The 23,523-nt window shown below is 68.6% G+C and carries 24 protein-coding genes; 12 read left to right on the top strand and 12 right to left on the bottom strand.

The window, feature by feature from the left end; all coding sequences use genetic code 11:
• Nucleotide 1 precedes the first annotated feature (1 nt).
• The gene (locus ASG72_RS01555) at nucleotides 2-1,081 is read right to left on the bottom strand and encodes a glycosyltransferase (RefSeq protein ID WP_056708023.1); all 1,080 of its coding nucleotides are present in this window, start codon (nucleotides 1,079-1,081) and stop codon (nucleotides 2-4) included.
• Nucleotides 1,082-1,368: 287 nt separating this feature from the next.
• Here ASG72_RS01555 and ASG72_RS01550 point away from each other — a divergent pair, with 287 nt between their 5' ends.
• From ASG72_RS01550 to ASG72_RS01540, 3 genes are all read left to right on the top strand, one after another.
• Complete coding sequence (locus ASG72_RS01550) at nucleotides 1,369-1,893, top strand: cytochrome b/b6 domain-containing protein (protein ID WP_244488657.1); 525 nt, start codon at nucleotides 1,369-1,371, stop codon at nucleotides 1,891-1,893.
• A 183-nt stretch (nucleotides 1,894-2,076) separates the two neighbouring features.
• Nucleotides 2,077-3,540 carry an ATPase domain-containing protein gene (locus ASG72_RS01545; protein ID WP_056708010.1) on the top strand — a complete coding sequence of 488 codons (1,464 nt, stop codon included), beginning with the start codon at nucleotides 2,077-2,079 and terminating at the stop codon, nucleotides 3,538-3,540.
• Complete coding sequence (locus ASG72_RS01540) at nucleotides 3,537-6,485, top strand: PAS domain-containing protein (RefSeq protein WP_056708008.1); 2,949 nt, start codon at nucleotides 3,537-3,539, stop codon at nucleotides 6,483-6,485. Before ASG72_RS01545 ends, ASG72_RS01540 begins: the two co-directional genes overlap by 4 nt.
• Nucleotides 6,486-6,505: 20 nt before the next feature.
• Here ASG72_RS01540 and ASG72_RS01535 read toward each other — a convergent pair whose 3' ends face one another.
• From ASG72_RS01535 to ASG72_RS01515, 5 genes are all read right to left on the bottom strand, one after another.
• A complete protein-coding gene (locus ASG72_RS01535; RefSeq protein WP_056708005.1) occupies nucleotides 6,506-6,865 on the bottom strand; it encodes a response regulator in 360 nt (119 codons plus the stop codon).
• 197 nt (nucleotides 6,866-7,062) lie between these two features.
• Nucleotides 7,063-7,431 carry a DUF4440 domain-containing protein gene (locus ASG72_RS01530; RefSeq protein WP_056708003.1) on the bottom strand — a complete coding sequence of 123 codons (369 nt, stop codon included), beginning with the start codon at nucleotides 7,429-7,431 and terminating at the stop codon, nucleotides 7,063-7,065.
• Nucleotides 7,432-7,513: 82 nt separating this feature from the next.
• Nucleotides 7,514-8,026 carry a CinA family protein gene (locus ASG72_RS01525; protein ID WP_056708001.1) on the bottom strand — a complete coding sequence of 171 codons (513 nt, stop codon included), beginning with the start codon at nucleotides 8,024-8,026 and terminating at the stop codon, nucleotides 7,514-7,516.
• 5 nt (nucleotides 8,027-8,031) lie between these two features.
• Nucleotides 8,032-8,556 carry a DUF4142 domain-containing protein gene (locus ASG72_RS01520; RefSeq protein WP_056707992.1) on the bottom strand — a complete coding sequence of 175 codons (525 nt, stop codon included), beginning with the start codon at nucleotides 8,554-8,556 and terminating at the stop codon, nucleotides 8,032-8,034.
• Nucleotides 8,557-8,627: 71 nt separating this feature from the next.
• Nucleotides 8,628-9,599: an alpha/beta hydrolase gene (locus ASG72_RS01515; RefSeq protein ID WP_082539992.1), complete on the bottom strand. Its 972-nt coding sequence runs from the start codon at nucleotides 9,597-9,599 to the stop codon at nucleotides 8,628-8,630.
• Between the two features lie 162 nt (nucleotides 9,600-9,761).
• Between ASG72_RS01515 and ASG72_RS01510 the strand changes: the two genes are divergently transcribed.
• The 3 genes from ASG72_RS01510 to ASG72_RS01500 all read left to right on the top strand — a co-directional run bounded on the left by ASG72_RS01510 (nucleotide 9,762) and on the right by ASG72_RS01500 (nucleotide 11,855).
• A complete protein-coding gene (locus tag ASG72_RS01510) occupies nucleotides 9,762-10,088 on the top strand; it encodes a PepSY domain-containing protein (protein WP_156395746.1) in 327 nt (108 codons plus the stop codon).
• Nucleotides 10,089-10,099: 11 nt separating this feature from the next.
• A complete protein-coding gene (locus ASG72_RS01505; RefSeq protein ID WP_056707983.1) occupies nucleotides 10,100-10,696 on the top strand; it encodes a general stress protein in 597 nt (198 codons plus the stop codon).
• Nucleotides 10,697-11,003: 307 nt separating this feature from the next.
• The gene (locus ASG72_RS01500) at nucleotides 11,004-11,855 is read left to right on the top strand and encodes an SDR family oxidoreductase (RefSeq protein ID WP_056707980.1); all 852 of its coding nucleotides are present in this window, start codon (nucleotides 11,004-11,006) and stop codon (nucleotides 11,853-11,855) included.
• Between the two features lie 69 nt (nucleotides 11,856-11,924).
• On the opposite strand, the gene ASG72_RS01495 is transcribed toward ASG72_RS01500, so the two are convergent.
• The gene (locus ASG72_RS01495; RefSeq protein ID WP_056707977.1) at nucleotides 11,925-12,803 is read right to left on the bottom strand and encodes a DUF6551 family protein; all 879 of its coding nucleotides are present in this window, start codon (nucleotides 12,801-12,803) and stop codon (nucleotides 11,925-11,927) included.
• A 268-nt stretch (nucleotides 12,804-13,071) separates the two neighbouring features.
• Here ASG72_RS01495 and ASG72_RS20510 point away from each other — a divergent pair, with 268 nt between their 5' ends.
• Nucleotides 13,072-13,248, top strand: a complete 177-nt coding sequence (locus tag ASG72_RS20510; protein ID WP_156395745.1) for a hypothetical protein — start codon at nucleotides 13,072-13,074, stop codon at nucleotides 13,246-13,248.
• Nucleotides 13,249-13,322: 74 nt separating this feature from the next.
• On the opposite strand, the gene ASG72_RS01490 is transcribed toward ASG72_RS20510, so the two are convergent.
• The 3 genes from ASG72_RS01490 to ASG72_RS01480 all read right to left on the bottom strand — a co-directional run bounded on the left by ASG72_RS01490 (nucleotide 13,323) and on the right by ASG72_RS01480 (nucleotide 14,570).
• Complete coding sequence (locus tag ASG72_RS01490) at nucleotides 13,323-13,634, bottom strand: DUF1236 domain-containing protein (RefSeq protein ID WP_056707975.1); 312 nt, start codon at nucleotides 13,632-13,634, stop codon at nucleotides 13,323-13,325.
• 71 nt (nucleotides 13,635-13,705) lie between these two features.
• A complete protein-coding gene (locus tag ASG72_RS01485; RefSeq protein WP_056707972.1) occupies nucleotides 13,706-14,206 on the bottom strand; it encodes a VOC family protein in 501 nt (166 codons plus the stop codon).
• A gap of 10 nt (nucleotides 14,207-14,216) precedes the next feature.
• Nucleotides 14,217-14,570 carry a DUF1428 family protein gene (locus ASG72_RS01480; protein WP_056707968.1) on the bottom strand — a complete coding sequence of 118 codons (354 nt, stop codon included), beginning with the start codon at nucleotides 14,568-14,570 and terminating at the stop codon, nucleotides 14,217-14,219.
• Between the two features lie 204 nt (nucleotides 14,571-14,774).
• Between ASG72_RS01480 and ASG72_RS01475 the strand changes: the two genes are divergently transcribed.
• Genes ASG72_RS01475 through ASG72_RS01465 form a run of 3 tightly spaced genes read left to right on the top strand, consistent with a single transcriptional unit; the run spans nucleotide 14,775 to nucleotide 17,969 of the window.
• Nucleotides 14,775-15,155, top strand: coding sequence for a YciI family protein (locus ASG72_RS01475; protein WP_056707966.1), 381 nt, complete (start codon nucleotides 14,775-14,777; stop codon nucleotides 15,153-15,155).
• Nucleotides 15,156-15,167: 12 nt separating this feature from the next.
• Entirely contained in the window at nucleotides 15,168-16,415 is a 1,248-nt protein-coding gene (locus tag ASG72_RS01470) for an RNA polymerase sigma factor (protein WP_056707961.1), read from the top strand.
• Nucleotides 16,416-16,439: 24 nt separating this feature from the next.
• Nucleotides 16,440-17,969 carry an MFS transporter gene (locus ASG72_RS01465; RefSeq protein ID WP_244488656.1) on the top strand — a complete coding sequence of 510 codons (1,530 nt, stop codon included), beginning with the start codon at nucleotides 16,440-16,442 and terminating at the stop codon, nucleotides 17,967-17,969.
• Between the two features lies 1 nt (nucleotide 17,970).
• Here ASG72_RS01465 and ASG72_RS01460 read toward each other — a convergent pair whose 3' ends face one another.
• Both ASG72_RS01460 and ASG72_RS01455 read right to left on the bottom strand, forming a co-directional pair.
• On the bottom strand, nucleotides 17,971-19,962 hold the full coding sequence (locus tag ASG72_RS01460; RefSeq protein WP_056709865.1) for a biotin carboxylase N-terminal domain-containing protein: 1,992 nt from the start codon (nucleotides 19,960-19,962) through the stop codon (nucleotides 17,971-17,973).
• A gap of 8 nt (nucleotides 19,963-19,970) precedes the next feature.
• Nucleotides 19,971-21,545, bottom strand: a complete 1,575-nt coding sequence (locus ASG72_RS01455) for a carboxyl transferase domain-containing protein (RefSeq protein ID WP_056707956.1) — start codon at nucleotides 21,543-21,545, stop codon at nucleotides 19,971-19,973.
• Nucleotides 21,546-21,727: 182 nt separating this feature from the next.
• On the opposite strand from ASG72_RS01455, the gene ASG72_RS01450 reads away from it, so the two are divergent.
• Nucleotides 21,728-22,906, top strand: coding sequence for an acyl-CoA dehydrogenase family protein (locus tag ASG72_RS01450; protein ID WP_056707953.1), 1,179 nt, complete (start codon nucleotides 21,728-21,730; stop codon nucleotides 22,904-22,906).
• Nucleotides 22,903-23,505 (top strand): TetR/AcrR family transcriptional regulator, encoded by a 603-nt coding sequence (locus ASG72_RS01445; RefSeq protein ID WP_056707951.1) that lies wholly within the window; start codon nucleotides 22,903-22,905, stop codon nucleotides 23,503-23,505. Before ASG72_RS01450 ends, ASG72_RS01445 begins: the two co-directional genes overlap by 4 nt.
• Nucleotides 23,506-23,523: the final 18 nt, after the last annotated feature.

The following is a 23,523-nucleotide window of genomic DNA, read 5'->3' as shown; positions in this document are numbered from 1 at the left end:
CTCAGGCCGCCTGCGCCGCCGGGCGCTTCGTCCCCGCGATCATCTCGGCATAGAGCGTCTCGTACTCGTCGATCATCCGCTCGGCATCGCAGAAGCTTGCCGCATGCGCCCGGCAATCGCGACGGTCGAGCGCCTGCGCGGCGAGTGCCGCGCTGGCGAGCGAGGCCGGATCGTCGGGTGCCGCCAGGACCCCGCAGCGCTCCGTCAGCAGTTCCGGGATGGCGCCGCGCGCGAAGGCCGCGACCGGCACGCCGCAGGCCAGCGCCTCGGCGACGACGAGCCCATAGGGCTCCTCCCAGCAGGGCGTGCACAGGAAGGCGCGCGCTCCGGCGACGACCCTGGCGAGCTCGCCATGCGAGAGATGGCCGAGATAGCGGATCCTGCCGCTCAGCCGCGGCGCGATCATCTGGTCGAAATAATCCCTGTCGGAGATCGGCCCGGCGATATGCAGCGCCGCCCCGATCAGCGCCGCCGCCGCGATCGCATGGTGCAGACCCTTTTCGGGGACGATGCGCCCGTACCAGACGAGATAGGGCTCCGGCGCCGGGGCGGCCGCGAAGGCGAAGCGGTCGAGATCGATGCCGTTCATCACGACATGCTCGATCGGTGCGATCCGCCCCCAGGACCGCCTGATCGAGTCCGAGACCGCCACGAAGCTCGCATGCGGCGCCTTGCACAGCCGCACCCCGCTTTCGAGCCAGGCGAAGGGCGGGGTATGCAGCGTCGTCACCATCGGCATCGGCAGGACGTCCGCCATCGCGACCGGCAGGTAATGCAGCGAGTTATTGTGGATGATGTCGAAGTCGCGGTGCCGCAGCCCGTTCATCAGCGAGAGATAGGCGTGGTGCTCGAGGAAGAAGGCCTTGTCCGGCGCTTCGTCGCAGCCGACATCGGCGAGCGAGGTCTCCTCGCAGATCGCCTCGACATGCTCTTCCGGCTCGGAGCGCAGCGAGGCGAACAGCGTGACCTCATGGCCGCGGCTGCGCAGCAGCGCCTGCAATTGCGCGGTGTGCATTTCGAGCCCGCCGGCGAAGGGCTCGCGGATGGCATGTTTGAGATGAGCGATGATACCAATACGCAACGGTCGCTCCGATCGTGCAGGCGTGTCTTGCGACCGGCGATCCGGCGCGCTCGACACCGGCTCGACCCGCCCGACCGACATCGCGTTGGCGAAGTGGGTGACAAATGCCCGCCATGGCGGACGGAAATTGCAACAGCCTCCGCCCCTGGATGTTCCAGCTGGTGGGTTGGTCGCGACGGAGCACATGAAGACCTGATCGCGGGCCGATCGCGCGCTATATTCGGGAACAACCTGAAAAAGCGGCGAGAGCGCCGGATGAACACCGGAGGAGAGGGCCGATTTCACGATTGCGCGATACGGCCGAATCCTACGGCCTGGTGAGCCGCTTCCTGCATTGGCTGATGGCGCTGCTGCTCTTCTGGCAATTTGCCGGCGCGCTGCTCTATGTCGGCATCGGCGACACGGCCGTGACGCGCTTCGTCGGCGGCCGGCATCTGGAGCTCGGTGCGGTGCTGTTCGTCCTGGTGATCCTTCGGGCCGGCTGGGCGCTCATCAACCGCGAGCGCCGACCGATACGCCACGGGCTGGCGGACCGCGCCGCGGGCTTCGGCCACGCCCTGCTCTACGGGCTGATGCTCTTCATTCCCGCGATCGCCCTGCTGCGCCAGTTCGGCTCGGGCAAGCCTTTCTCGGTCTTCGGCCTGCGCGTCATGCCGGGGCGATCCGAGCGGATCGCCTGGCTCGAGGCACCCGCCGATCTCCTGCACTATTGGCTGGGCTTCGCCCTGCTCGCGCTCGCGCTCGGCCACGCATCCTTCGCCTTGGCTCATCGAGCCAGCGGCAAGCGCCATCTGCTGCGCCGCATGCTCTGACGATCCGCGCCACCACACATTTCGGCCGATGCGCAAACAACGGCGCCGGCCCATACGCAGCAAGAGCATCGCTCTCGAAAAAGCGTGTTCTGCCGGCGCAACATATTTATGGTTGCTTCGTTCGGTAAGACGTTCTGGATCGATGCGAGGCCCCGCGTGACGAAGCAGTTGGACAGTCAGGCCATGACCGGCGTCGTCGGGCTGGATGACGTGCTCGGCGGAGGGCTGGAGCGACGCCGTCTCTTCCTGCTGGAAGGCAATCCGGGGACGGGCAAGACGACGGTCTCGATCCAGTTCCTGATCGCCGGTGCGCGCGCGGGCGAGCGTTCGCTCTACATCACCCTCGCCGAGACGGAGGAGGAGCTGCGCGCCGGCGCGACCTCGCATGGCTGGGATCTCACCGGCATCGACATCTTCGAACTCGTCCCGCCCGAGACCTTGCTCGACGAGGACCAGCAGCAGAGCCTGCTGTACTCCTCCGACCTCGAATTGGGAGAGACGACCAAGCGCATCTTCGAGGCCTTCGAGCGGGCGAAGCCCGATCGCGTCGTCCTCGACAGCCTGTCCGAGATCCGGCTGCTCGCGCAGAGCTCGCTGCGCTACCGGCGCCAGATCCTGGCTCTGAAGCATTATTTCGCCAAGCAGGGCGCGACGGTGCTGATGCTCGACGACCTCACCACCGACGTCAACGACAAGACCGTCCACAGCGTCGCCCATGGGGTGATCCGGCTGGAGGAGACATCGCCCGAATATGGCGGCGACCGGCGGCGCCTGCGCGTCGGCAAATATCGCGGGCGGCGCTATCGCGGCGGCTACCACGACTTCGCCATCCTCACCGGCGGCGTTCGCGTCTTCCCGCGCCTGGTCTCGGCGGAGCACAAGACGCGGATTGCGCGGGACGTCGTCACGAGCGATCTGCCGGAGCTGGACGCGCTTCTGGGCGGCGGTGTCGAGCGCGGATCGAGCGTTCTGATCCTCGGCCCCGCGGGTACGGGCAAATCGCTGTTGACCCTCACCTTCATCCAGGGGGCCGTGGGTCGCGGCGAGAAGGCGGCGCTCTTCGTCTTCGACGAGGAGCTCGGGCTGCTGTTCGACCGGGCGAAAAATCTCGGCATCGACCTACAGGGCATGATCGACGGGGGCAGCCTGTTCGTGGAGCAGGTCGACGCCGCGGAGCTGAGCCCCGGGGAATTCACCGAACGCGTGCGCCGCTCGGTCGAGGCGCATCGGGTCAAGACGGTGGTCGTGGACAGCCTCAACGGCTATCAGGCGGCCATGCCGCATGAGCAGGCGCTGGTCCTGCACATCCACGAATTGCTGCAATATCTCAACAGGCAGGGCGCCACCACCTTCCTCACGGTGGCCCAGCACGGGCTCGTCGGCGACATGAAATCGCCGGTCGACGTGACCTATCTCGCCGACACCGTGATCCTCCTGCGCTATTTCGAGGCGCTGGGCCGGGTCCGGCGTGCGATCTCCGTCGTCAAGAAGCGCACGGGCGCGCATGAGGACACGATCCGCGAGTTCCGCATCGACGGCCGCGGGATCACGCTGGGCGAGCCGCTGGTCAATTTCCAGGGGGTGCTGCGCGGCGTGCCGACGCTGGTCGACGATGGCGCGCAGGTGATGCGGGCCGCAGACCCGTGAAACGCTCGACGCTTTCGGAGCGCGTCCTCGTCCTGGCACCCCGCGGCCGGGACGCGGCCATCGCCGTCGCGATGCTCGGCGAAGCCGGGATGGCGGCCGAGGCCATCCCCTCGCTGCCCCGGGTTCTCGCCGAACTCGACGCCGGCGCCGGCCTCGTCCTGCTCACGGAGGAGGCGCTGACGACGGCGGATCTGCACCCGCTGGCCAGGTGGATCGCCGGACAGCCGGAATGGTCGGACATGCCCTTCATCGTCCTGACCAGCCAGGGCGGTGGGATCGAGCGGAACCCGGCCGCGCGCCGTTATCTCGACGTGCTGGGCAACGCCTCCTTCATCGAGCGCCCCTTCCACCCGACCACGCTCGTCAGCCTCGTCAGCGCGGCGATCCGGGGCAGGCGGCGACAATATGAGGCGCGGGCGCGGCTGGAAGCCCTCCGTGCGGGGGAGGAGCGCCTGCGCTTCGCCCTGGAAGCCGGCGGCATGGGCGCCTGGGAGCTCGATCTCAAGGATTTCACCCTGACCGCTTCGGACCTCTACAAAGCGAGCTTCGGGCTGGCGCCAGGCGCGCCCTTCACCAATGCGGAGCTGAGCCGGCTCATTCATCCGGACGATCGCGCCCCGCGCTCGGAAGCGGTCCGGCGAGCCGTCACCGCGCGCGAGGATTACGAGACGGAGTATCGGGTGGTGCTGCCGGAGACCGGCGAGACGCGCTGGATCGCCGTCCGCGGCCGGCCGGATTACGCCGCGGACGGCACGGCCTTGCGCATTGCCGGCATCTCCTCCGACATCACCCGGCGCAAGGGCGTGGAGGAGGCGCTCCGGAAGAGCGAGGCCAGGCTGCGTCTGCTGGGCGACCTCGACGAGGCGATGCGCAATTCCGCCGATGCTGAGGAGGCGATGCTGGCGGCCGCCACGATCCTGGCGCGACGGCTGGGCGCCTCGCGCTGCGCCTATGCCGATGTCGATGACGACAATGACGGCTTCGTCATCCGCAATGATTACGTGGCGCCCGGTGTCGCATCCTCGGCCGGGACCTACAGCCTCGATCTCTTCGGGGCGAAGGCCGCTTCCGCCATGCGCGGCGGGCAGATGCTCGTCATCCGCGACGTCGGCGCCGAGCTTCCCCCCGGCGAAGGCCGCGAGATGTTCGAGGCGATCGGGATCCGCGCGATCATCTGCTGCCCGCTGGTGAAGGCCGGGCGTCTGGCGGCGATGATGGCGGTGCATCAGGATCAGCCGCGGGACTGGCAGGAGGATGAGCTCGACCTCGTCGGGACCGTCGCCGAGCGCTGCTGGTCCCATGTCGAGCGGGTCGGTGCAGAGGCGCGCCTGCGCGAGAGCGAAGAGCGTCTGCGGCTGGCGATCGAGCACGCCGATATCGGCTTCTGGGACGTCGACCCGATCGAGGACAAGCTGATCTGGCCGCCGAATGTGAAGGCGATGTTCGGGATCTCGCCCGATGTCAGCGTGTCGATGCGGGATTTCTACGACGGGCTCCATCCGGACGACCGCGAGGCCACCGCCGCCGCCTATGCCGGAGCGGCCGATCCGGCACGCCGGGCGCTCTACGATGTCGAATACCGGACGATCGGCAGGGATGACGGGATCATCCGCTGGGTGGCGGCGAAAGGCCGTGGTGTCTTCGTCGATGATCGCTGCGTGCGCCTGCTCGGCACGGCCGTCGACGTCACGGAGCGCAAGGCGATCGAGGAGCGCATCCGGGACCTCAACGATACGCTGGAGCGCCGCGTCGCGGATGAGGTGGCGGAGCGGGCCAAGGCCGAGGAAGCGCTGCGCCAGGCGCAGAAGATGGAGGCCGTCGGCCAGCTGACGGGCGGTGTCGCCCATGATTTCAACAACCTGCTGACGATCATCAAGAGCTCCACCGATCTGCTGCGCAAGCCCAACCTCGCGGAGGACAGGCGGCGGCGCTATGTCGACGCCATCTCCGACACGGTCGACCGGGCCGCGAAACTGACCGGGCAGCTCCTGGCCTTCGCCCGTCGACAGCCGCTGAAGCCCGAGATCTTCGACCCCTCGGTGCGGGTCAGCGCGGTCACCGAAATGCTGCGCAGCATCGTCGGAGCGCGCATCGAGATCGTCTCCGACGTGCGGGCGGAGGATTGCTTCGTCGAGGCGGATGTCAGCCAGTTCGAGACCGCGCTCGTCAACATGGCGGTGAATGCCCGCGACGCGATGGATGGCGAGGGCCGGCTGACGATCTCGGTCGAGAAACTGGAGCGCATGCCGCCGATTCGCGGCCATGCCGGCGGAACGGGGGCATTCGTCGCCGTGTCGCTGGAGGATACCGGCGCCGGCATCCCCTCGGAAAAGCTCATGCAGATCTTCGAGCCTTTCTACACCACCAAGGGTGTCGGCAAGGGGACGGGCCTCGGGCTCTCGCAGGTGTTCGGCTTCGCCAAACAATCCGGCGGGGATATCGACGTCGACAGCGAGCTCGGCTCCGGTTCACGCTTCACCCTCTATCTGCCGCGCGTCGAACGCGAGGCGCTCCAGCCGGGCGATGCCGAGCCCTCCCGGCCGGGCGTGATCAGCGGCGGCGGCGGCCAGCGGATCCTGGTCGTCGAGGACAATGTCGATGTCGGCACCTTCTCGACGCAGCTTCTCGGCGATCTCGGCTACGTCACGACCTGGGCCGCCAATGGCGACGAGGCGCTGCGGCTCCTGTCCGAGACCGACGGCTTCGACGCCGTCTTCTCGGATGTGGTGATGCCGGGGATCAGCGGGGTCGAACTCGGTCTGGAGATCAGGCGGCGACACCCCGGCCTGCCCGTCGTCCTCACCTCCGGATACAGCCACGTCCTCGCGGAGGAGGGGCGGCATGGCTTCGAGCTGCTGCAGAAGCCTTACGCCGTCGAGGATCTCTCGCGCATCCTGCGTATGGCGATACGCGGCAAGCGGCGGGTGCGACAGGATGAGAGCTGAGCCAGCGTCCCGCCGGGCCCTCAGGGTCGGTCGCTGAAACAGGCGCGCAGCGCCTCCTCGACATGCTGGATCGCATAGGGTTTCGCGACCACGCGGCACCCGTCCGGCAGGCCCGAAGTGGCGCTGCCATAGCCGCTCGCGACGATGACCGGGACGCCCTGCTTGCGAAGGATCTCGATCAGAGGCTGCGCCATCGTGCCGTTCAGGTTCAAATCGACGATGGCCGCGTCGCAACCATGCGCGTTCAACAGCTCATGCGCCTGACCGAGATTCCCGGCCGGGCCGATGACCCGGCAGCCGAGATCGGTGAGGAAATCATCCAGCATCATGGCGATCATGGGCTCGTCTTCGACGACCAGGATGGCCTTGTCATTCAGCATACGAATCGTTCCCGGATCGCGAGAGAGCCGAGGTCATCGCCTCGCCTCGACGCGGCATTCCTCGCACGGAATACCGCGTCACGTCCATGTCGATGCGGGCATGCGCTGGCCGCGCCCTTAACGCAGCCTTGCCGACTGGAAGGAAACGGGATCGCCGCGGCTGCCGCCGGCCTGACGCTACCGAAACGGCCGGTCGCTCAGCTTTTCGCCGGCGCGATCATCGGCGGCGTCTGCTGATGCTGCACCACGCGCCATTTTCCGTGATCCAGCCGCCGCAGCACGGAGGTGCAATGCGCGCTGTAGCTCTCGTCATCGTCCTTGCGAGCCTCGGCCTTGTAGGCGATCACGATCAGCCCCTCCTGCGGCCGGGTCACCGATTTCTCCGACAGCGCGACGCTGCTCCAGCGAGGCGTATCCGAGACGGCGGCGATCGCCTCCGAACCGGTGAAGACGAAGGGCGGGGCGGGAAGCACCATCAGGCAGTCCTGATCGATCAGCTCGCGGTAATGATCGGCATCGCCGGTCCAAAGTCCTTCTTCGAAATCCCAGATCTGCTGATCTTCCATCGATTGTGCTCCCTTTCCCTCGGCAACGGCCTTTGGCCCGAGGGGTTCCCTCGGGTCTTGCGCGATCGGCCTTCGGATTCGGCTAGCGGCCGCGCGATGCGGCCATGGTGTCGAGCGTCTCGTCGAGAAGCGTCAGGGCGGCGTCGAGCGCCTTCTCCGTCAGCCTGTCATGCTCGGCCTCGCCGAGCTCGTGGCGGCGATGGCGGGTCCCGCCCTCCCAGGCGCAGGCGATGTCGAGACGCCCGACCGGATTATCGTCCTCGTCGCAGGCCGGGCCGAGCACCCCCGTCAGCGCCACGGCGAGCGTCGCGTTGCTGCGCGACAGCGCCCCGGCCGCCATGGCCCGTGCGACATCGGGCGTGACCGCCCCGCCCGGCGTCGAGAGGCTCTCCTCCGGGACGCCGAGCAGGACCTGCTTGGCTTGCTTGGTATAGGTGATGAAACCGCCATCCAGCACGGCGGAGGCGCCGGGCGCATCCGCCAACAGGGCGGCCAACCGGCCCGCCGTGCAGGATTCGGCCGTGGCGATCAGCAGCCCGCGCTGCTCGAGGCGCGCGACGAGCTCTTCCGCCCTCAGCGCCAGCGCCCCGGCCATCGCACTTACGCCATGTCCTTCTGCAGCACTTCCAGCTCGAGGATGTGCTCCTTGATATGCCCGCGCATCAGCATGGCGAGACCGCGCTGGCGCGGATCGCGGCCATTGGAGAGATAGGCCTCCTGGATCGCGAGCAGCTTGCGATGCCCCTCCATCTGCCCGGCGAGATAGGCCTTGTCGAAGGCCGGCCCGGCCTGCTGGGCGTGGACGCTGTCGATAGCGGATTTGGCATCGGCATCGACCTTGGGCGGCGCGTTCTGCGAGCGCTCGACGCGGCTCGAGAACACTTCGGCGATGGTTTCCTGTTCCGCGGCCTCGAGCTGCGCGAAGCGCTTGATCGCCGGATCGGTCGCTTTCGACAGCGCGACGCGGCTGGCCTCCAGCGTCATCTTTCCGGCGTCGAGAGTGGCGGTGATGTGCTCGCCCTCCGCGGCGGAGGGGCGGTTCTGGTCACTGGCCTGGGCGAGAGCGAAGCTCGGTGCCGCGATCGCGGCGAGGCTGAGGGCGCTCAGGGTCTGGCGTCGGTTCATGGCGTTCTCCTGCTGTTGTCCCAGCCGCACATGCCCCTGCAACGCCGGTGTCGGGCAAGAGTTGCGTCGCCTCAGCCGGTTCCGCCCACCATTCGCAGCGTCGCGCGGCCGGGTGATTCATCAGTGCGCGCGCTGTCCGCCAGCACGGTTTCGAGTTCGGCGAAGAAGCGCTCCGGTGCCTGGAAATGCGGAAAGGCGCCGGTGTCGAAGGCGCTGCGGCGCCAATTCTCCCGCTGCTCCACCCAGCCCGCCTGGGCGAAATCGGCGAAGGCGCCCTTGGTGCCATGCGCCAGCCAGACCGGCAGCCGCAGCGCCTCGTACAGCGTCCGCACATCGCCGGAGAATAGTTTCCCCGAGGCGAAGGCGAGGGGCGCGAAGGCGGCGTCGGGCTGGTGCGCGCTGGCATGGGCATAGTCGATCAGGCCGGGATCGACGTCGCTGGAGCCGAAGGTGCGCTTCAGGAAAAACCGGATGCTGGGCCGGCTGACCAGCGCCTTGTAGAGGGCATCGCGCCAGAGGCCGACCGTCAGCGCCGCCTCCAGCCCCGGTATCGCACGACCCTGCGCCCCGCCGGCGCGCCGCTTCTGCGCGCCATGTTCGAAACCCGTCGGCGTGACGAAGATCAGCTGCGCGAAGAGGTCCGGGCGGGCCAGCGCCGCGCGGGCGATGAATTCGCAGGTCAGCGACAGGCCGAGCACGGCGATCGGCCCGCTCCCCGCGATCTGCCGGACATGCTCCGCCGCGGCGATGACGGCGCGCGTATAGAACGCGATGGTGTAGTCGTCGCGCAGGCGCGAGGAGCCGCCGAAGCCGGGCAGGTCGAGCGCGAAGACCTGCCGATGCCGCGCCATGTGGTGGAAGATCGGGCGCACCTCATAGACCGATGCCGCCGCATTGATGCTGTGCAGCAGGAGCAGCGGAGCGCCGGACCCGTTCTGGTAGAGCCGCAGCCGATGCGCCTGGAAATCGATCTCGCTGACCGCACCCTCGACGGCGGGCGGCAGCTTGGGCATGGCGGGGCTCGGGCTGTCGGTCCTGCTCATTGCGGGTCTCCGCCTGCTGGTCGTTCGTCAACATGCCGGCTCGGCTCTGGTTCCGCAGCCGCGGCTGCGCGAGGGCTGCGCCCTGTGATTCTTCAAAGCTTTGACGCGCAACGCTGGGGAAATCTGAGCGGAACTCCTGCGAGTCCGGGCGGTTGTCACCTCATGCAACCATCGGAGGTCACGATGAAGACCACAATACTTGCGGCAGGCCTGGCGAGCATCCTGCTCGCACCCGGCGTTCTCGCCCAGACGAGCACCACCTCGCCGCTCCCCTCGCCGCGTCCCGGCGTCGATGGACAGGCGCCTCTGCCCGGCGCCAACAGCTTCACCGAGGAACAGGCCCGTGCCCGCCTCCGTGACAATGGCTACGGCAACCCCGGCAAACTGGCCAAGGGCGAGGACGGTATCTGGCGTGGCCAGGCCGAAAAGGACGGTGCCATGCGCAACGTCGCGGTGGATTACCGCGGCAACATCTCCATCAGCAATTAGGATCCCTCGCCATGAACCGTACCATTACCCGTGTCTATGACCGTTATTCCGATGCGGAAGCGGCCGTTCGCCGCCTGAAGGAAGCCGGATTCTCCGACACCCAGATCAGCCTGATCGGTCACCAGCACGCCCGTGGCGAGCCCGGGACCGACAGCGAGGTCGCCGATGACGCCGCCGGCGGCGCCGCTGTCGGCGGGGCTCTCGGCGCCGGCGCCGGCCTGCTGGCCGGGCTCGGCCTGATGGCGATCCCCGGCATCGGTCCGGTGGTCGCGGCCGGCTGGCTCGCCTCGACGGCGGCCGGAGCGGCGACAGGCGCCATCGTCGGTGGCGCGGCCGGCGGCCTGATCGGCGCCATGACCGAGACCGGCATGTCGCGGGAGGATGCCGAGACCTATGCCGAGAGCGTCCGCCGCGGCGGCTCGCTCGTCTCGGTCCGCACCGACGAGATGTCGGAACAGCGGGCGGCGACGGCTCTCGACGCCGGCGCCAGCCTCGACGTCTCGACCCATCGCGACGAGTGGCGTCGCGAGGGCTGGTCCGGCTTCGACCCGGCGGCCGAGCCCTATCCGCGCGACCGCATGCCCTATGGCCGTACCGGCCAGATCTGAGCCGGCTACTCTATCTCGCCGATGAACGGGCGCCCCTTCCGAGGGGCGCCCGCAACCGCAAGCAAAGAGGGCCCGCCAATTCGCCGAGCGCCGAGGATGCGATCGCGCCGTGCCTCGCCGTCGCGATGATCTGGGGGCCCCTGGCCACTGGCGCCAGCGGCAACCGCTCGGCTCCGGCCCAGACCGGCGCCCAGCCGCAGCAGCCGGCCCCCTCCACCGGCGGATGACGCATCGGCCGGCCCGGTGGTGGCCGGCGCGCCTTCGCCGCCCGCGCCCAGGCGCATCACCCTTTGCAGACGAGGCTGCCATGGCCGACACACAAAATCCCCCGCAATCCCAGGATCACCAGCCCGGCAGCGAGGCGCAGATGACGCCGCGCCCGGATTTCGAGCCCCGCTTCAGGGGTGCGGATCGGCTGGCGGATAAGGTCGCCCTGATCACCGGCGGCGACAGCGGCATCGGCCGGGCGGTCGCCGTCGGCATGGCGCGCGAGGGCGCGGATATCGCGATCGCCTATCTCGACGAGGAGGAGGATGCGGCCGAAACGGTCCGGCTGGTCGAGGCGGAGGGGCGCAAGGCCATCCGCTTCGCCGGCGATATCGGCGACGAAGCCTTCTGCCAGCGCGTCGTCGACGAGACCGTCTCCGCCTTCGGGCGCATCGACATTCTCGTGAACAACGCCGCCGAACAGCACACTGTCGAGACGCCGCTCGAAATTCCGGCGGAACAGCTCGAACGCACCTTCCGGACCAATGTCTTCGGCTACTTCTACATGACCAAGGCGGCGCTGCGCCAGATGAAGGAGGGTGCGGCGATCGTCAACACGACCTCGGTCACCGCCTATCAGGGCAATGACACGCTGATCGACTATGCCGCGACACGCGGCGCCATCGTCGCCTTCACCCGCTCGCTCGCCAAGGCGCTGGCGGACCGCAAGATCCGGGTCAATGCCGTTGCGCCGGGACCGATCTGGACCCCGCTCATCCCCGCCTCCTTCGAGCCCGAGCGGGTGGCGAAGCATGGCGCGCAATCGCCGATGAAGCGGCCCGGCCAGCCCAATGAGGTCGCCTCCTGCCATGTCTTCCTCGCGAGCGAGGAGGCGTCCTACATGTCGGGACAGGTGCTGCACCCCAATGGCGGCACGATCGTCGGGTCCTGAGCGACGCGCCGCCTGCGGCACCGGAGCGCGAGCGCGCCGGTGCCTGCTGATGTCCTCGGGCGGTGCGGCTCAGACGCTTTCGTTCTGCTCGGCCGCGCCGTCCTGATCGCTCCGGCCGCCGCGCTTCTTTCGCGCGTGCTGGTAGACGACGATCGCCAGCGCCCGCGACCGCCGCAGCTTCTTCGCCAGAGCGAGCTCCGTGCTCTTGGCCTGCAGCGTCGAACCATAGCGCTTCAGCGTCGCGAGCACGGTCTCGGGCTCGACATCGCCGAAATTCTCGTCATGCAGCACGGTGTCGATGGCCACGATCCATTCGGCGCTGATCGGCGCCATCTGCGCCTGCACCAGCGTCTCGATCACCACCCGTGCCCGCATCGCCGAGCGGCGGCGGATCAGGGAGACGAGGGCCGAGACCGCGATCAGCTCGCCGGGCCGGAAGGCGCGCCCCGGGGTGGGATTGCGCAGGATCGTCGCGCCGGCGCGCTCGCAGACCTGCTGGGCGGTCAGCGCATCGTCGTCGCCGCTGGCGGCGGCCGCGAAGAACAGCTGGGTGGTGGTGATCGGCACCCGATCCTTGTTGTGCCCGATGAAGGCGCGCGCCCGGTCCTCGCCTTCCTCGGCCTCGACCACCAGCACGTCGATCTCGCCGATGCCGCCATGCGTGACGGCCGCGATGGCGGTGTGCTGGCCATCGATGATGTGCCAGGAATTGCCGACCTTCGTCACGACCGGCACGTTGTAGCGTCGCCAATCCCATTCCTTGACCAGCTTCTGGATCAGTTTCAGCGAACGTCGCGAAATATCCCGCTGGTAGCTGGCATCGATCGAAAGGTCCGCGGGGTTCATCGACATGATCTTCGGACGCGGCCCGACCGGCCCCGGCTTGACGCTGTCGGGCAGGGCGATCGGCGCGATCGGACGAATCTCGTGGATCCCGTCTCTCTGCATATGTCGGACCTCGACTTTGGATGATTCAGCCGCCCGGGGCGGCGCTGTCTGACAAACGCGAAATCGCCGGTTTTGCTCCGTGCCCCGGTTGCGGCGGCCATTTACCGACACTGCATGGCTCCACCGGCTTAACCCCGCATTAACCATGTCGATGCAGCCTTCGTGACGGAAGCTCATGAAGCGGAGGCGCGATATGGACGCGTTTACGATGGTTGTGGTGGCCTGCGTCTCTGGTGAACCCCTGTGTCAGTCATCCCATCTCAGCCGGATGGAGTTCACGACCGCGGCGATCTGCGAGGCGCAGATCGACGACGTCACCAGCGCGATGACCAGGGACTTCGCCAAGCGTCAGGATTTCAAGGGGCGCGCGGTGACCTATGACGTCTCCTGCATGGACCGGACGCAGCTGATGCAGAAATTCGGCGTCACCCAGTCCGACACCTGAGACGTGTCGCGGCCGTGCCAGCCCCGCCGCATAGGCAGGGCTGGGCTGGCTCGTCGATCAGCGGGACCGGCCGATCACTCGATGATCTTGACGATCTTGCGGGTGCGCGGCTCGACCAGCACGGTCTGGCCGTTCACCACGGTGTAGCTGTACTCGGATACGCCGACATCGGCCGGCAGCGTCCGCAGCTGCACCTCGTTGGGCAGCTCGGCGCCGACCGAGACCTCCTTGGTGATCTTCACCGATTCCGGCTTCTCCTTCATCACATAGGAGCGGACCTTGCCGGTCTGCTCGGTGGTGATGGTGGTGGTGGTCGTCGTGCTGCTCTGGGCGAGGGCGGGAGCGCTCAGCAACACGGCGCCGGCAGCGAGAACAAGCATCTTCATGGTCGTCTCCTATCGGGAACTCCCCCCGGCCTTAAGACGCGGGTGGAGCGCGGGAGTTCCCGGCCGGGCGATCAGGCGTGCTGCGGCTGCGTCGCTTCCGGGCAGGGCATGCCGCCCATCTTCATCATGTTCTCCCGGATCTCCTCGGGCGTCAGCTTGCGCAGCTGCGTCGCAACCGACCAGTGATGGCCGAACGGATCCTCCAGCTTGCCGTAGCGATCGCCCCAGAACATGTCGGCGACCGGCATGATCACCGTGCCGCCGGCCTCGATCGCCCTGGCGAAGAAGCTGTCGACGTCGTCGCAGAACAGATGGATGGTCACCGGCGAGCCCTTCAGGGCCTTCGGCCCGAGCGCGCCCCATTCCGGCATCTCGTCGAACAGCATCACGGTCGAGCCGAGGATGCTGACGGCGGCATGCATCAGCTTGCCGTCGGGACCCGGCATCCGGGCGATCTCGGTCGCGCCGAAGGCCCGGACATAGAAGTCGATCGCATCGGCCGCGCCGGCGCAGATCAGGTGAGGGGTGACGCTGTGCATGCCCTCCGGCACGCCCCGCAGAGGCTCGGTCATGACGCGCTCCTCACAGCTCGACGAAGGTCTGGAAACCGCCGAAGATCATGCGCTTCCCGTCGAAGACGTTCGAACCCATCATCCCCTTCAGCCGCTCGTCGGCCATCACCTTGGCATTGATCGCGTCGCGATCGGCGCGCGAGGCATAGGTGATCCAGGAAAAGAAGACCGTCTCATCCTCCTTCGCCTGCACGGCGCGCGGGAAGGAGGTCAGTTCGCCATAGGGCACGTCGTCGCCGACGCATTCGACATAGGAGACGGCGCCATGCTCCATCCAGACGGAGCCGGCGAGCTGCGCCATCTCGCGATAGCTCTCCAGATTCGCCTTCGGGACGGCGACCACAAATCCATCCACATAAGCCATTCAATCCTCCTCCAGCTGGCTGCAATCATGAAAGGCTGTGCTGTCAGATTTTGACACCAGCCTGCTGCAGCACGACGCCCCTAGGACGGACGGGCCGCATGGCTCCCGACATCGGCCGCTCAAAAAATTGTACGGGATTTTTTCTTCTCGCAAATGTCGGCCCGGTGCAGTCTGCCGCGTCTTCAGGATTGAAAGGGAAATGCGATGCTCTACGCCATGCTCTGCTACGACAACGAGGACGCCGTCTGCGCCTGGCCGAAGGAGAAGGAGGCGGCGGTGATGGCCGATCTCGCCGCGGTCCAGCAGAAGCTGGCGGCGCAAGGCAAGCTCGGCCCGGTAGCGCGGCTGATGCCGACGACCGCCGCCGTGACGCTTCGCAAGGGGGCCGAGGCGGTGGTGCTGGACGGGCCCTTCGCCGAGACCAAGGAGCAGCTTCTCGGGTTCTTCGTCGTGGATTGCGCCTCGCTCGAGGAGGCGATCGAGACCGCCCGCGAGATGGCGCAGGCCTGCGGCTCCGGCGGCGCCTTCGAGATCCGGCCGATCGCCGTGCTGAACCCGGTTCCGCCGAGCCTGCAGCAGGGTTGATGGGGGCTGGCGATGAGCGATCTCGCCTGGTTGCACGCCGCATTGATCTCGGCCCGCCCTCAGGCGATGAGCGCGCTGCTGCGCCATTTCCGCGATATCGAACTGGCGGAGGAGGCTTTCCAGGAGGCCAGCCTGCGCGCCCTGCGGCATTGGCCGGAGAAGGGGCCGCCGCGCGACGCCGCCGCCTGGCTGATCTTCGTCGGTCGCAATGCGGCGGTGGACCTGCTGCGGCGGACGCGGCGCGAGACGGCGCTGCCGCCCGAGGAGGCTTTGTCGGAGACCGGCGATGCCGAGGCCGAGACGGTCGAGCGGCTCGACGGCGCCGCCTATCGCGACGATATCCTCCGGCTGATGTTCATCTGCTGCCACCCCGATCTGCCGGCGACGCAGCAGGTGGCGCTCGCCTTGCGCATCGTCTCGGGGCTTTCGGTGGCCGAGATCGCGCGCGCCTTCCTGGTCGGCGAGAGCGCCATGGAACAGCGCATCACAAGGGCCAAGGCGCGGATCGGACAGGGCGGCATCGGCTTCGAGACGCCGGGCGCGATCGAGCGGGCCGAGCGGCTGGGTGCCGTCGCCGCCATGCTCTATCTGCTGTTCAACGAGGGCTATACCGCCGGCTCGGCCATGGCGAGCGCCCGCGCGGCCCTGTCCGAGGAAGCGATCCGCCTGACGAGGCTGCTGGTGCGGCTCTTCCCGGCCGAGCCGGAGATCCTGGCGCTGCTGGCGCTGATGCTGCTGCAGCAATCGCGGCTGCGCGCCCGCTTCGATGCTCAGGGCCAGGCCGTCAGCCTGGAGGACCAGGACCGCTCGCTCTGGGACAGGGCGGCGATCGACGAGGCCCTGGCCCTGGTCGACAAGGCGCTGCGCCACCAGCGTCCCGGGCCCTATCAGATCCAGGCAGCGATCGCGGCGCTGCATGCGCGGGCGGAGCGGGCGGAGGCGACGGATTGGGCCGGCATCGCGCAGCTCTATGCGGCGCTGGAACGCATGCAGCCCTCGCCGGTGGTGACCTTGAACCGGGCGGTGGCGGTGGCCAAGCTCGAAGGGCCCGAGGCCGGACTCGCGCTGATCGAGCCTCTCGCGGGCCGGCTCTCGGGATATTTCTATTTCCACGGGGCGCGCGGCGCCTTTCTCGGCCAATGCGGCCGGGCCGCGGAAGCGCGCGAGGCGTTCAACCGCGCCATCGCGCTGGCAGGGTCGGCAGCCGAGGCTGCCGACATCAGGCGTCACATCGACCGGCTAGACCGGCCGGCCTCGTGACGCGCATCGCAGGGAGAGACCGAGTTGACGGGTGAGACGATGGAGCAGGCGGCGCCACGCTTGGCGACGCGCCGCGAATGGATCGGGCTGGGCGTGCTCGCGCTGCCCTGCATGATCTATTCGATGGATCTGACGGTGCTGAACCTGGCGGTGCCGACGTTGACGCGCGAGCTGAAGCCGAGCGCCAGCCAGCTGCTCTGGATCATCGACATCTACGGCTTCATGGTCGCCGGCTTCCTGATGACGATGGGCACGCTCGGCGACAGGATCGGCCGGCGCAAGCTGCTGATGATCGGCGCCTGCGCTTTCGGGCTCGCCTCCATCGTCGCCGCCTTCTCGGCCAGCGCCGAGATGCTGATCCTGATGCGGGCGGTGCTCGGCATCGCCGGCGCGACGCTCGCCCCCTCGACGCTGTCGCTGATCACGGTGATGTTCACCGACGAGAAGGAGCGGACCTTCGCCATCTCGATGTGGATCGCCGCCTTTTCGGCCGGCGGCATCATCGGCCCGGTCGTCGGCGGGGTGCTGATCGAGTATTTCTTCTGGGGCTCAGTCTTCCTGGTCGCCGTCCCGCCGATGGTCCTGCTGCTGCTGATCGGCCCGGCGCTGCTGCCGGAATACAGGGACCCGAAGGCCGGGCGGCTCGATATCGCCAGCGCGCTGCTCTCGCTCGCCGCGATGCTCTGCATCATCTATGGCGTGAAGAAGATCGCCGAGTTCGGCATGGGGCCGACGAGCCTGGCGGCGATCGGGCTCGGGCTGGCGCTCGTCGTCCTCTTCGTCCGGAGGCAGAACCGCCTCGCCGATCCGATGATCGACATGGCGCTGTTCAGGATCCCGGCGCTCAGCGCCTCGCTGGCGATCAACTTGTCGAGCATCATGTTCATGTTCGGCAGCTTCATCTTCTTCGCGCAATATCTGCAGCTCGTGGCGGGGCTTTCGCCGCTGGAGGCCGGGCTGTGGTCGCTGCCCTCCTCGATCGCCTTCACGCTCTGCTCCTTCGTCACCCCGGCGCTGGCGGCCCGCATCCCGACGGCGCGGCTGATCGCCGGCGGCATGGGCGTGGCCGCGCTCGGCTTCGTCTGGCTCAGCTTCGCGCCGAGCCTGCTGCAGATCGTCTCGGCCTCGATCGTCTTCTCCGTCGGCTTCACGCCGGTGATCGCCTTGACGACGGGGCTGGTCGTCGGATCGGCCCCGCCCGAACGCGCCGGCGCGGCCTCCGCCATGTCCGAAACCAGCGCCGAGCTCGGCGGCGCGCTGGGCGTCGCCATTCTCGGCAGCCTCGGCACCGCAATCTATCGCAGCCGGATGAGCGAGGTCGCGATGCCGGGCACGAGTCCGGAAGCGCTGGCCGGGGCCCGCGCGACATTGGGCGGCGCGCTCTCGGCGGCGGGGCAGATGGCGCCGGACCAGGCGGCACCCGTGCTGGCGACGGCGAGGGCGGCCTTCATGGGCGGGTTCCATGCCGTCGCGGCGCTGTCGATCCTCGCCATGCTGTTCTGCGCCGTGCTCGCCTTGACCGTGCTGCGCGACGCCAAGGCCGCACCGCACTGAGTCAGGGCGCGGGCTCGATCGCCACCAGCACATCGCCGGCCGCGACGGTCGCGCCGGCGCGGGCGCCGAGCTTCGAGACGATGCCGGTGGCGGGGCTCTTGAGCTCGATGAACAGCTTCATCGATTCGAGCACCGCCACGACCTGGCCGGCCTCGACATGATCGCCCGGCGCGACATGCAGCGCCGACAGCGTGCCGGGCATCGCGGCCCTGACCGCATCGCCACCCGCGGACCCGCCGCTGCGCGCGGCCGCCGCACGTTCGACCGCCAGGGACAGCCCGACATGGCCCTCGAACCCGCCATGGGCGAGGAACAGCCCGGCCGGATCCAGCGCCGCGAAGGCCCGCGAGCGGGCGCCGTCGATCACCACCGACCAGGCGCCGCGCCCGCTCCCGGTCACCGCCACCTCATGGGTCGCGTCGCCGTCGCGGATGCGCAGGAACCCGTCATGGCTCTCGACCCGCAGCAGCGCCTCGCCGCCCTCCGCCATCACCGCGAGATGGGCGGTGGCGACGGGGCCGGCCGGCGCCAGCAGGCGAAAGCCGCCGAGGCTGCCCCAGGGCCCGCTCGCCCGAGGCCCGGCACGCTCCGCGAGCCAGATCGCGGCGGCCACCGCATTGCGGGACGCGGCGTCGCAGGGCTCGGGCCGCCAGCCTTCCGGCCAGGTCTCGCGAATGAACAGCGTCGTCGCCCGCCCCTCGGCGAAAGCGGGCTGGCGCAAGGAATCGGCGAGAAAGGGCCGGACCGTGCCAAGGCCCAGCACCGCCATCTCGTCCAGCCCGGCCGCCAGCTTGCGCACGGCTCCGGCCCGGTCCGGCGCATGCGCGATCAGCTTGGCGAGCAGCGAATCGTAATGCGGCGAGACGGTCGAGCCCTCCGTCACGCCGCTGTCGAGACGCAGCCCCTCCGGCGCGTGCCAGAGCCTGATGCGACCTGTATCGGGCCGAAAACCCTCCTCGGCCCGTTCGGCGGTGATCCGCGCCTCGATCGCATGGCCGGTGCAGCGGATCTCGTCCTGCGCGAGCGGCAGCGGTTCGCCGGCTGCGATGCGGATCTGCCATTCCACCAGATCGAGCCCGGTGATGGCTTCCGTGACGGGATGCTCGACCTGAAGCCGTGTGTTCATCTCGAGGAAGAACACCTCCTGCGTCGCCGCATCGACCAGGAATTCCACCGTGCCGAGATTGTCATAGGCGATCGCCCGCGACAGGCGCAGCGCATTCTCGTGCAGCGCCGCGCGGGCCGCATCCGACAGGTTCGGCGCGGGCGCCTCCTCCAACAGCTTCTGATTGGCCCGCTGCACCGAGCAGTCGCGCTCGTAGAGATGCACGATCCGGCCATGCCGGTCTCCCGCGATCTGGACCTCGACATGGCGCGGCCGGCTCACGAATTTCTCGATCAGCAGCCGCCCGTCGCCGAAGGCGGCCTCGGCCTCGCGCGCGGCCGCCAGGATCGCGCCGTCGAGCTCGTGCTGGTGCTCGACCTTGCGGATGCCCTTGCCGCCGCCGCCGGCGGAGGCCTTCACCATCACCGGCAGGCCGATCGCCAGCGCCTCGCGGCGCAGCACCTCCGGCGCCTGGTCGGCGCCGTCGTAGCCCGGCACGCCCGGCACCCCGGCCTGGCGCGCGATCTGCTTCGAGCGGATCTTGTCGCCCATCGCGTCGATCGCCGCCGCCGAGGGGCCGATGAAGACCAGGCCATGGGCGTCGCAGGCGGCGATCAGATCCAGCCTTTCCGACAGGAAGCCATAGCCGGGATGGATGGCCTGCGCCCCGCTCGCCAGCGCGGCCTCGATGATGCGGTCGGCCCTGAGATAGCTGTCGCGCGCCGGTGCGGGGCCGATGGCGATGGCGCGGTCGGCCAGCCGCACATGCAGCGCCTCGCGATCCGCCTCGGAATGCACCGCCACGGTGCGGATGCCCATGCGCCGGCAGGTCCGGATGATGCGGCAGGCGATTTCGCCGCGATTGGCGATCAGGATCGTGTCGAACATCGCGGCGATCACATCCGATAGACGGGGCGGGGGCTGGGATCGCGCGGCTCGCCCGCCGCCAGCGCGAGGCATAGCCCGATCACGTCACGCGTCTGCGCCGGCTCGATGATGCCGTCGTCCCAGAGCCGCGCCGTCGCGTAATAGGGGTCGCTCTGCGCCTCGAACTGCGCCCGGGTCGTCGCGTCGAGCGCGGCGATCGCGGCCTCGTCGGCGGCACCCTTGAGCGATTGGCGGCGCAGATCCGTCACCACATTGGCCGCGACCTCCGGGCTCATCGTCGCGATGCGCGCATTGGGCCAGGAGAACAGGAAGCGCGGGCGGAAGCCGCGCCCGCACATGCCGTAATTGCCGGCGCCATAGGAGCCGCCGATCAGCACCGTATATTTCGGCACGCGCGCGTTCGAGACGGCATAGACGAGTTTCGCCGAATGCTTGGCGATGCCGCCGCGCTCGGCCTCGGTCCCGACCATGAAGCCGGTGATGTTCTGCAGAAACAGCAGCGGGATCTGGCGCTGGTCGCAGAGCTCGATGAAATGCGCGCCCTTCACCGCCGCTTCCGAGAAGAGCACGCCGTTATTGGCGATGATGCCGACGGGATAGCCATGGATATGGGCGAAGCCGCAGACCAGCGTGGCGCCGTAATCCGGCTTGAAGGCATTGAAGGCGCTGCCGTCGACCATGCGGGCGATCACCTCGCGCACGTCATAGGGCCGGCGCAGATCGGTCGGCACGATCTCGGTCAGCTCCGCCGCGTCGAAGAGCGGCGGGGCGGGCTCACGGCTGGGCGGGGCGAGCCGCCCGGTCTCGCCGAGCGAGGCGACGATCTCGCGCAGCTTGGCCAGCCCCTCGCGCTCGTCCAGCACGAGGTGATCGGCCACGCCGGAGACCTGCGTATGCATCTCGGCGCCGCCGAGCGTCTCGCCATCGACGATCTCGTGGATCGCGGCCTTGACGATCGGCGGCCCGCCGAGATGGATCCGGCCGGTGCCCTTGACCATGATCACCTCGTCCGACAGCGCCGGGATATAGGCCCCGCCCGCCGTGCAGCCGCCGAAGACCAGCGAGATCTGCGAGATCCCCGCCGCCGACATCCGGCACTGATTGTAGAAGGCGCCGCCGAAATGATCGCGATCGGGGAAGACGCGGTCCTGCTCCGGCAGGAAGGCGCCGCCGCAATCGACGAGATAGAGGCAGGGCAGGCGATGCTCCTCCGCAATCTCCTGGGCGCGCAGATGCTTGCGCACCGTCTCGGCGAAGAAGGAGCCGCCTTTCACCGTGGCGTCGTTGGCGATCAGCATGCAGGCCCGGCCGCTGACCATGCCGATGCCCGTGACGATGCCGGCACCGGGCACCTCGTTGCGGTAGAGCCCCCAGGCCGCCAGAGGCGACAATTCCAGGAAAGGCGTCTGCGGGTCGAGCAGCAGGTCGATGCGCTGGCGCACCATCACCTTGCCGCGCCCCTCATGCCGCTCCTTCATCCGCTCGCCGCCGCCGGCCGCGACCAGCGCATGGCGCTCCCGCAATGTGGCGATCATCGCGTCGAGCGGGGGCGGGGCGGTGGGGACCTGTGCTTCTGCCGTCATCGTGCCGCCTCGCTCCCTGCACCGTCATTGCGAGCGCAGCGAAGCAACCCAGGCGATGGCGAGCCCCTGGCTCCTGGATTGCTTCGCTGCGCTCGCAATGACGGCTTGAACCTGTCCGGAAATTCACCTACCGTCCGTTAGGTAGGCGGTTCCAATGCCTGCGGTCAAGCGCGGAGGTCATCATGTCGGCAGTGGAGAGGCTCGATAGCGGCGGCGCCCGTCGCTCCCCCTATTTCACCGAGGAGCATGAGGCGCTGCGCGACCAGCTCCGCCGCTTCGTCGAGACCGAGATCAAGCCGCATGCGCTAGCTTGGGAGGAGCAGGGCTTCGTGCCGCGCGCGCTGCTCAGGCGCATGGGCGAGCTCGGCTTCCTCGGCATCCGCTACCCCGCCGAATATGGCGGCTCCGAACTCGATACGATGGCGACCGTGATCCTGGCCGAGGAGCTCGGCCGCTCGACCTTCTCGGGCGTCGCGATCACCGCGCTGGTCCATACCGACATGGCGTCGGTGCATATCGCCAATGGCGGCAGCAAGGCCCAGCGCGACGCGCACATGCCGGGCATCATCGCCGGCGAGAAGATCGTCGCGGTCGCGGTCACCGAGCCCGATGCCGGCTCGGATGTGAAGGGCATCCGCACCACCGCGCGGCGCGAGGGCGACTCCTATGTGCTGAACGGCGCCAAGGTCTACATCACCAACGGCGTCCATGCCGATCTCTACTGCGTCGCGGCCAAGACCGATCTCTCCGCCAAGCCCTCGCAATCGGTCTCGATCTTCCTGGTCGAGAAGGGCACGCCGGGCTTCCGCGTCGCGCGCGAGCTCGACAAGCATGGCTGGCGCTCCTCCGACACCGCCGAGCTGGTCTTCGAGGATTGCCGGATCCCGGCCGAGAATCTGCTCGGCCAGGAGGGGCGCGGTTTCTACGCCATCATGAGCAATTTCCAGAACGAGCGCACCGTGATCGGCGCGATGGCGATGGGCGAGGCGCAGGCGGCGATCGAGCTGACGCTGGACTATGTCCGGACGCGCAAGGCTTTCGGCGCGACGCTCTGGGACAAGCAGGTCATCCGCCAGAAGCTCGCCATGCTCGCCGCCAGGGTCGAGGCCGGACGCCAGCTCGTCTACCACGCCGCCTGGCTCGATGCGCAGGGCTTCGACGCGACGCGCGAGGTCTCGATGGTCAAGGCCTATTGCGGCGAGCTGGTCAACGAAGTCATGTATGCCTGCCTGCAGTTCCATGGCGGCATGGGCTATATGCGCGAGAGCGCGATCGAGCGCATGACCCGCGACGCCCGCGTCCAGGCGATAGGCGGCGGCGCCACCGAGGTGATGCTGGAAGAGGTGGCGAAGCGGCTGTGAGCGTCGCGGTCGACAGGCCGGCCCGCGAGGCCGCCGGCGGCGGTTCGCGCCGGCTGATCCTCGATATGGCAGCGCGGCTGCTGCGCCAGGGCGGCTATCACCAGACCACGTTGCGCGAGATCGCCGAGGCGGTCGGCATCCGCAAGGCCAGCCTCTACCACCATTTCGCGTCGAAGGAGGAGATCGTCGAGGCGGTCGCCAATGACGGCGTGCGCTTCGTGCATGAGGCGGTGGTGGCGGCGCTGGCCGCGACGGCCGGCGCGCAGCCCCGTCAGCGCCTCGAGGCGGCGATCCACGCCCATCTCACGGCGCTGCACGACCATGGAGATTATACCAGCGCCAGCATCCGCGCCTTCGCCTTCGGGGCGGTGACGGTGCCCGAAAGCGTCAGGCTGACCCGCCGCCTCTATGACGAGGTCTGGCGCGGCTTCATCGCCGAATTGCAGGAGAGCCGCACGCTCGCGCCCGAAAGAGCGCCGGAAACGCTGCGCTATTTCCTGCTCGGCGCGATGAACGGCTCGATCGACTGGTACCGTCCCGGCCGCTTCGAGACCCGCGCGCTCGCCCGGGAGCTGACCTTGCTGGTGGCGGCGCGCTAGCTCACCGAGCGAGAGGTC

This window comes from Allobosea sp. Leaf344, from assembly GCF_001426225.1.
Classification (GTDB): Bacteria; Pseudomonadota; Alphaproteobacteria; order Rhizobiales; family Beijerinckiaceae; genus Allobosea.
Note: the sequence above shows the minus strand (reverse complement) of the source record. Positions and strands in the feature narration are given on the sequence as shown.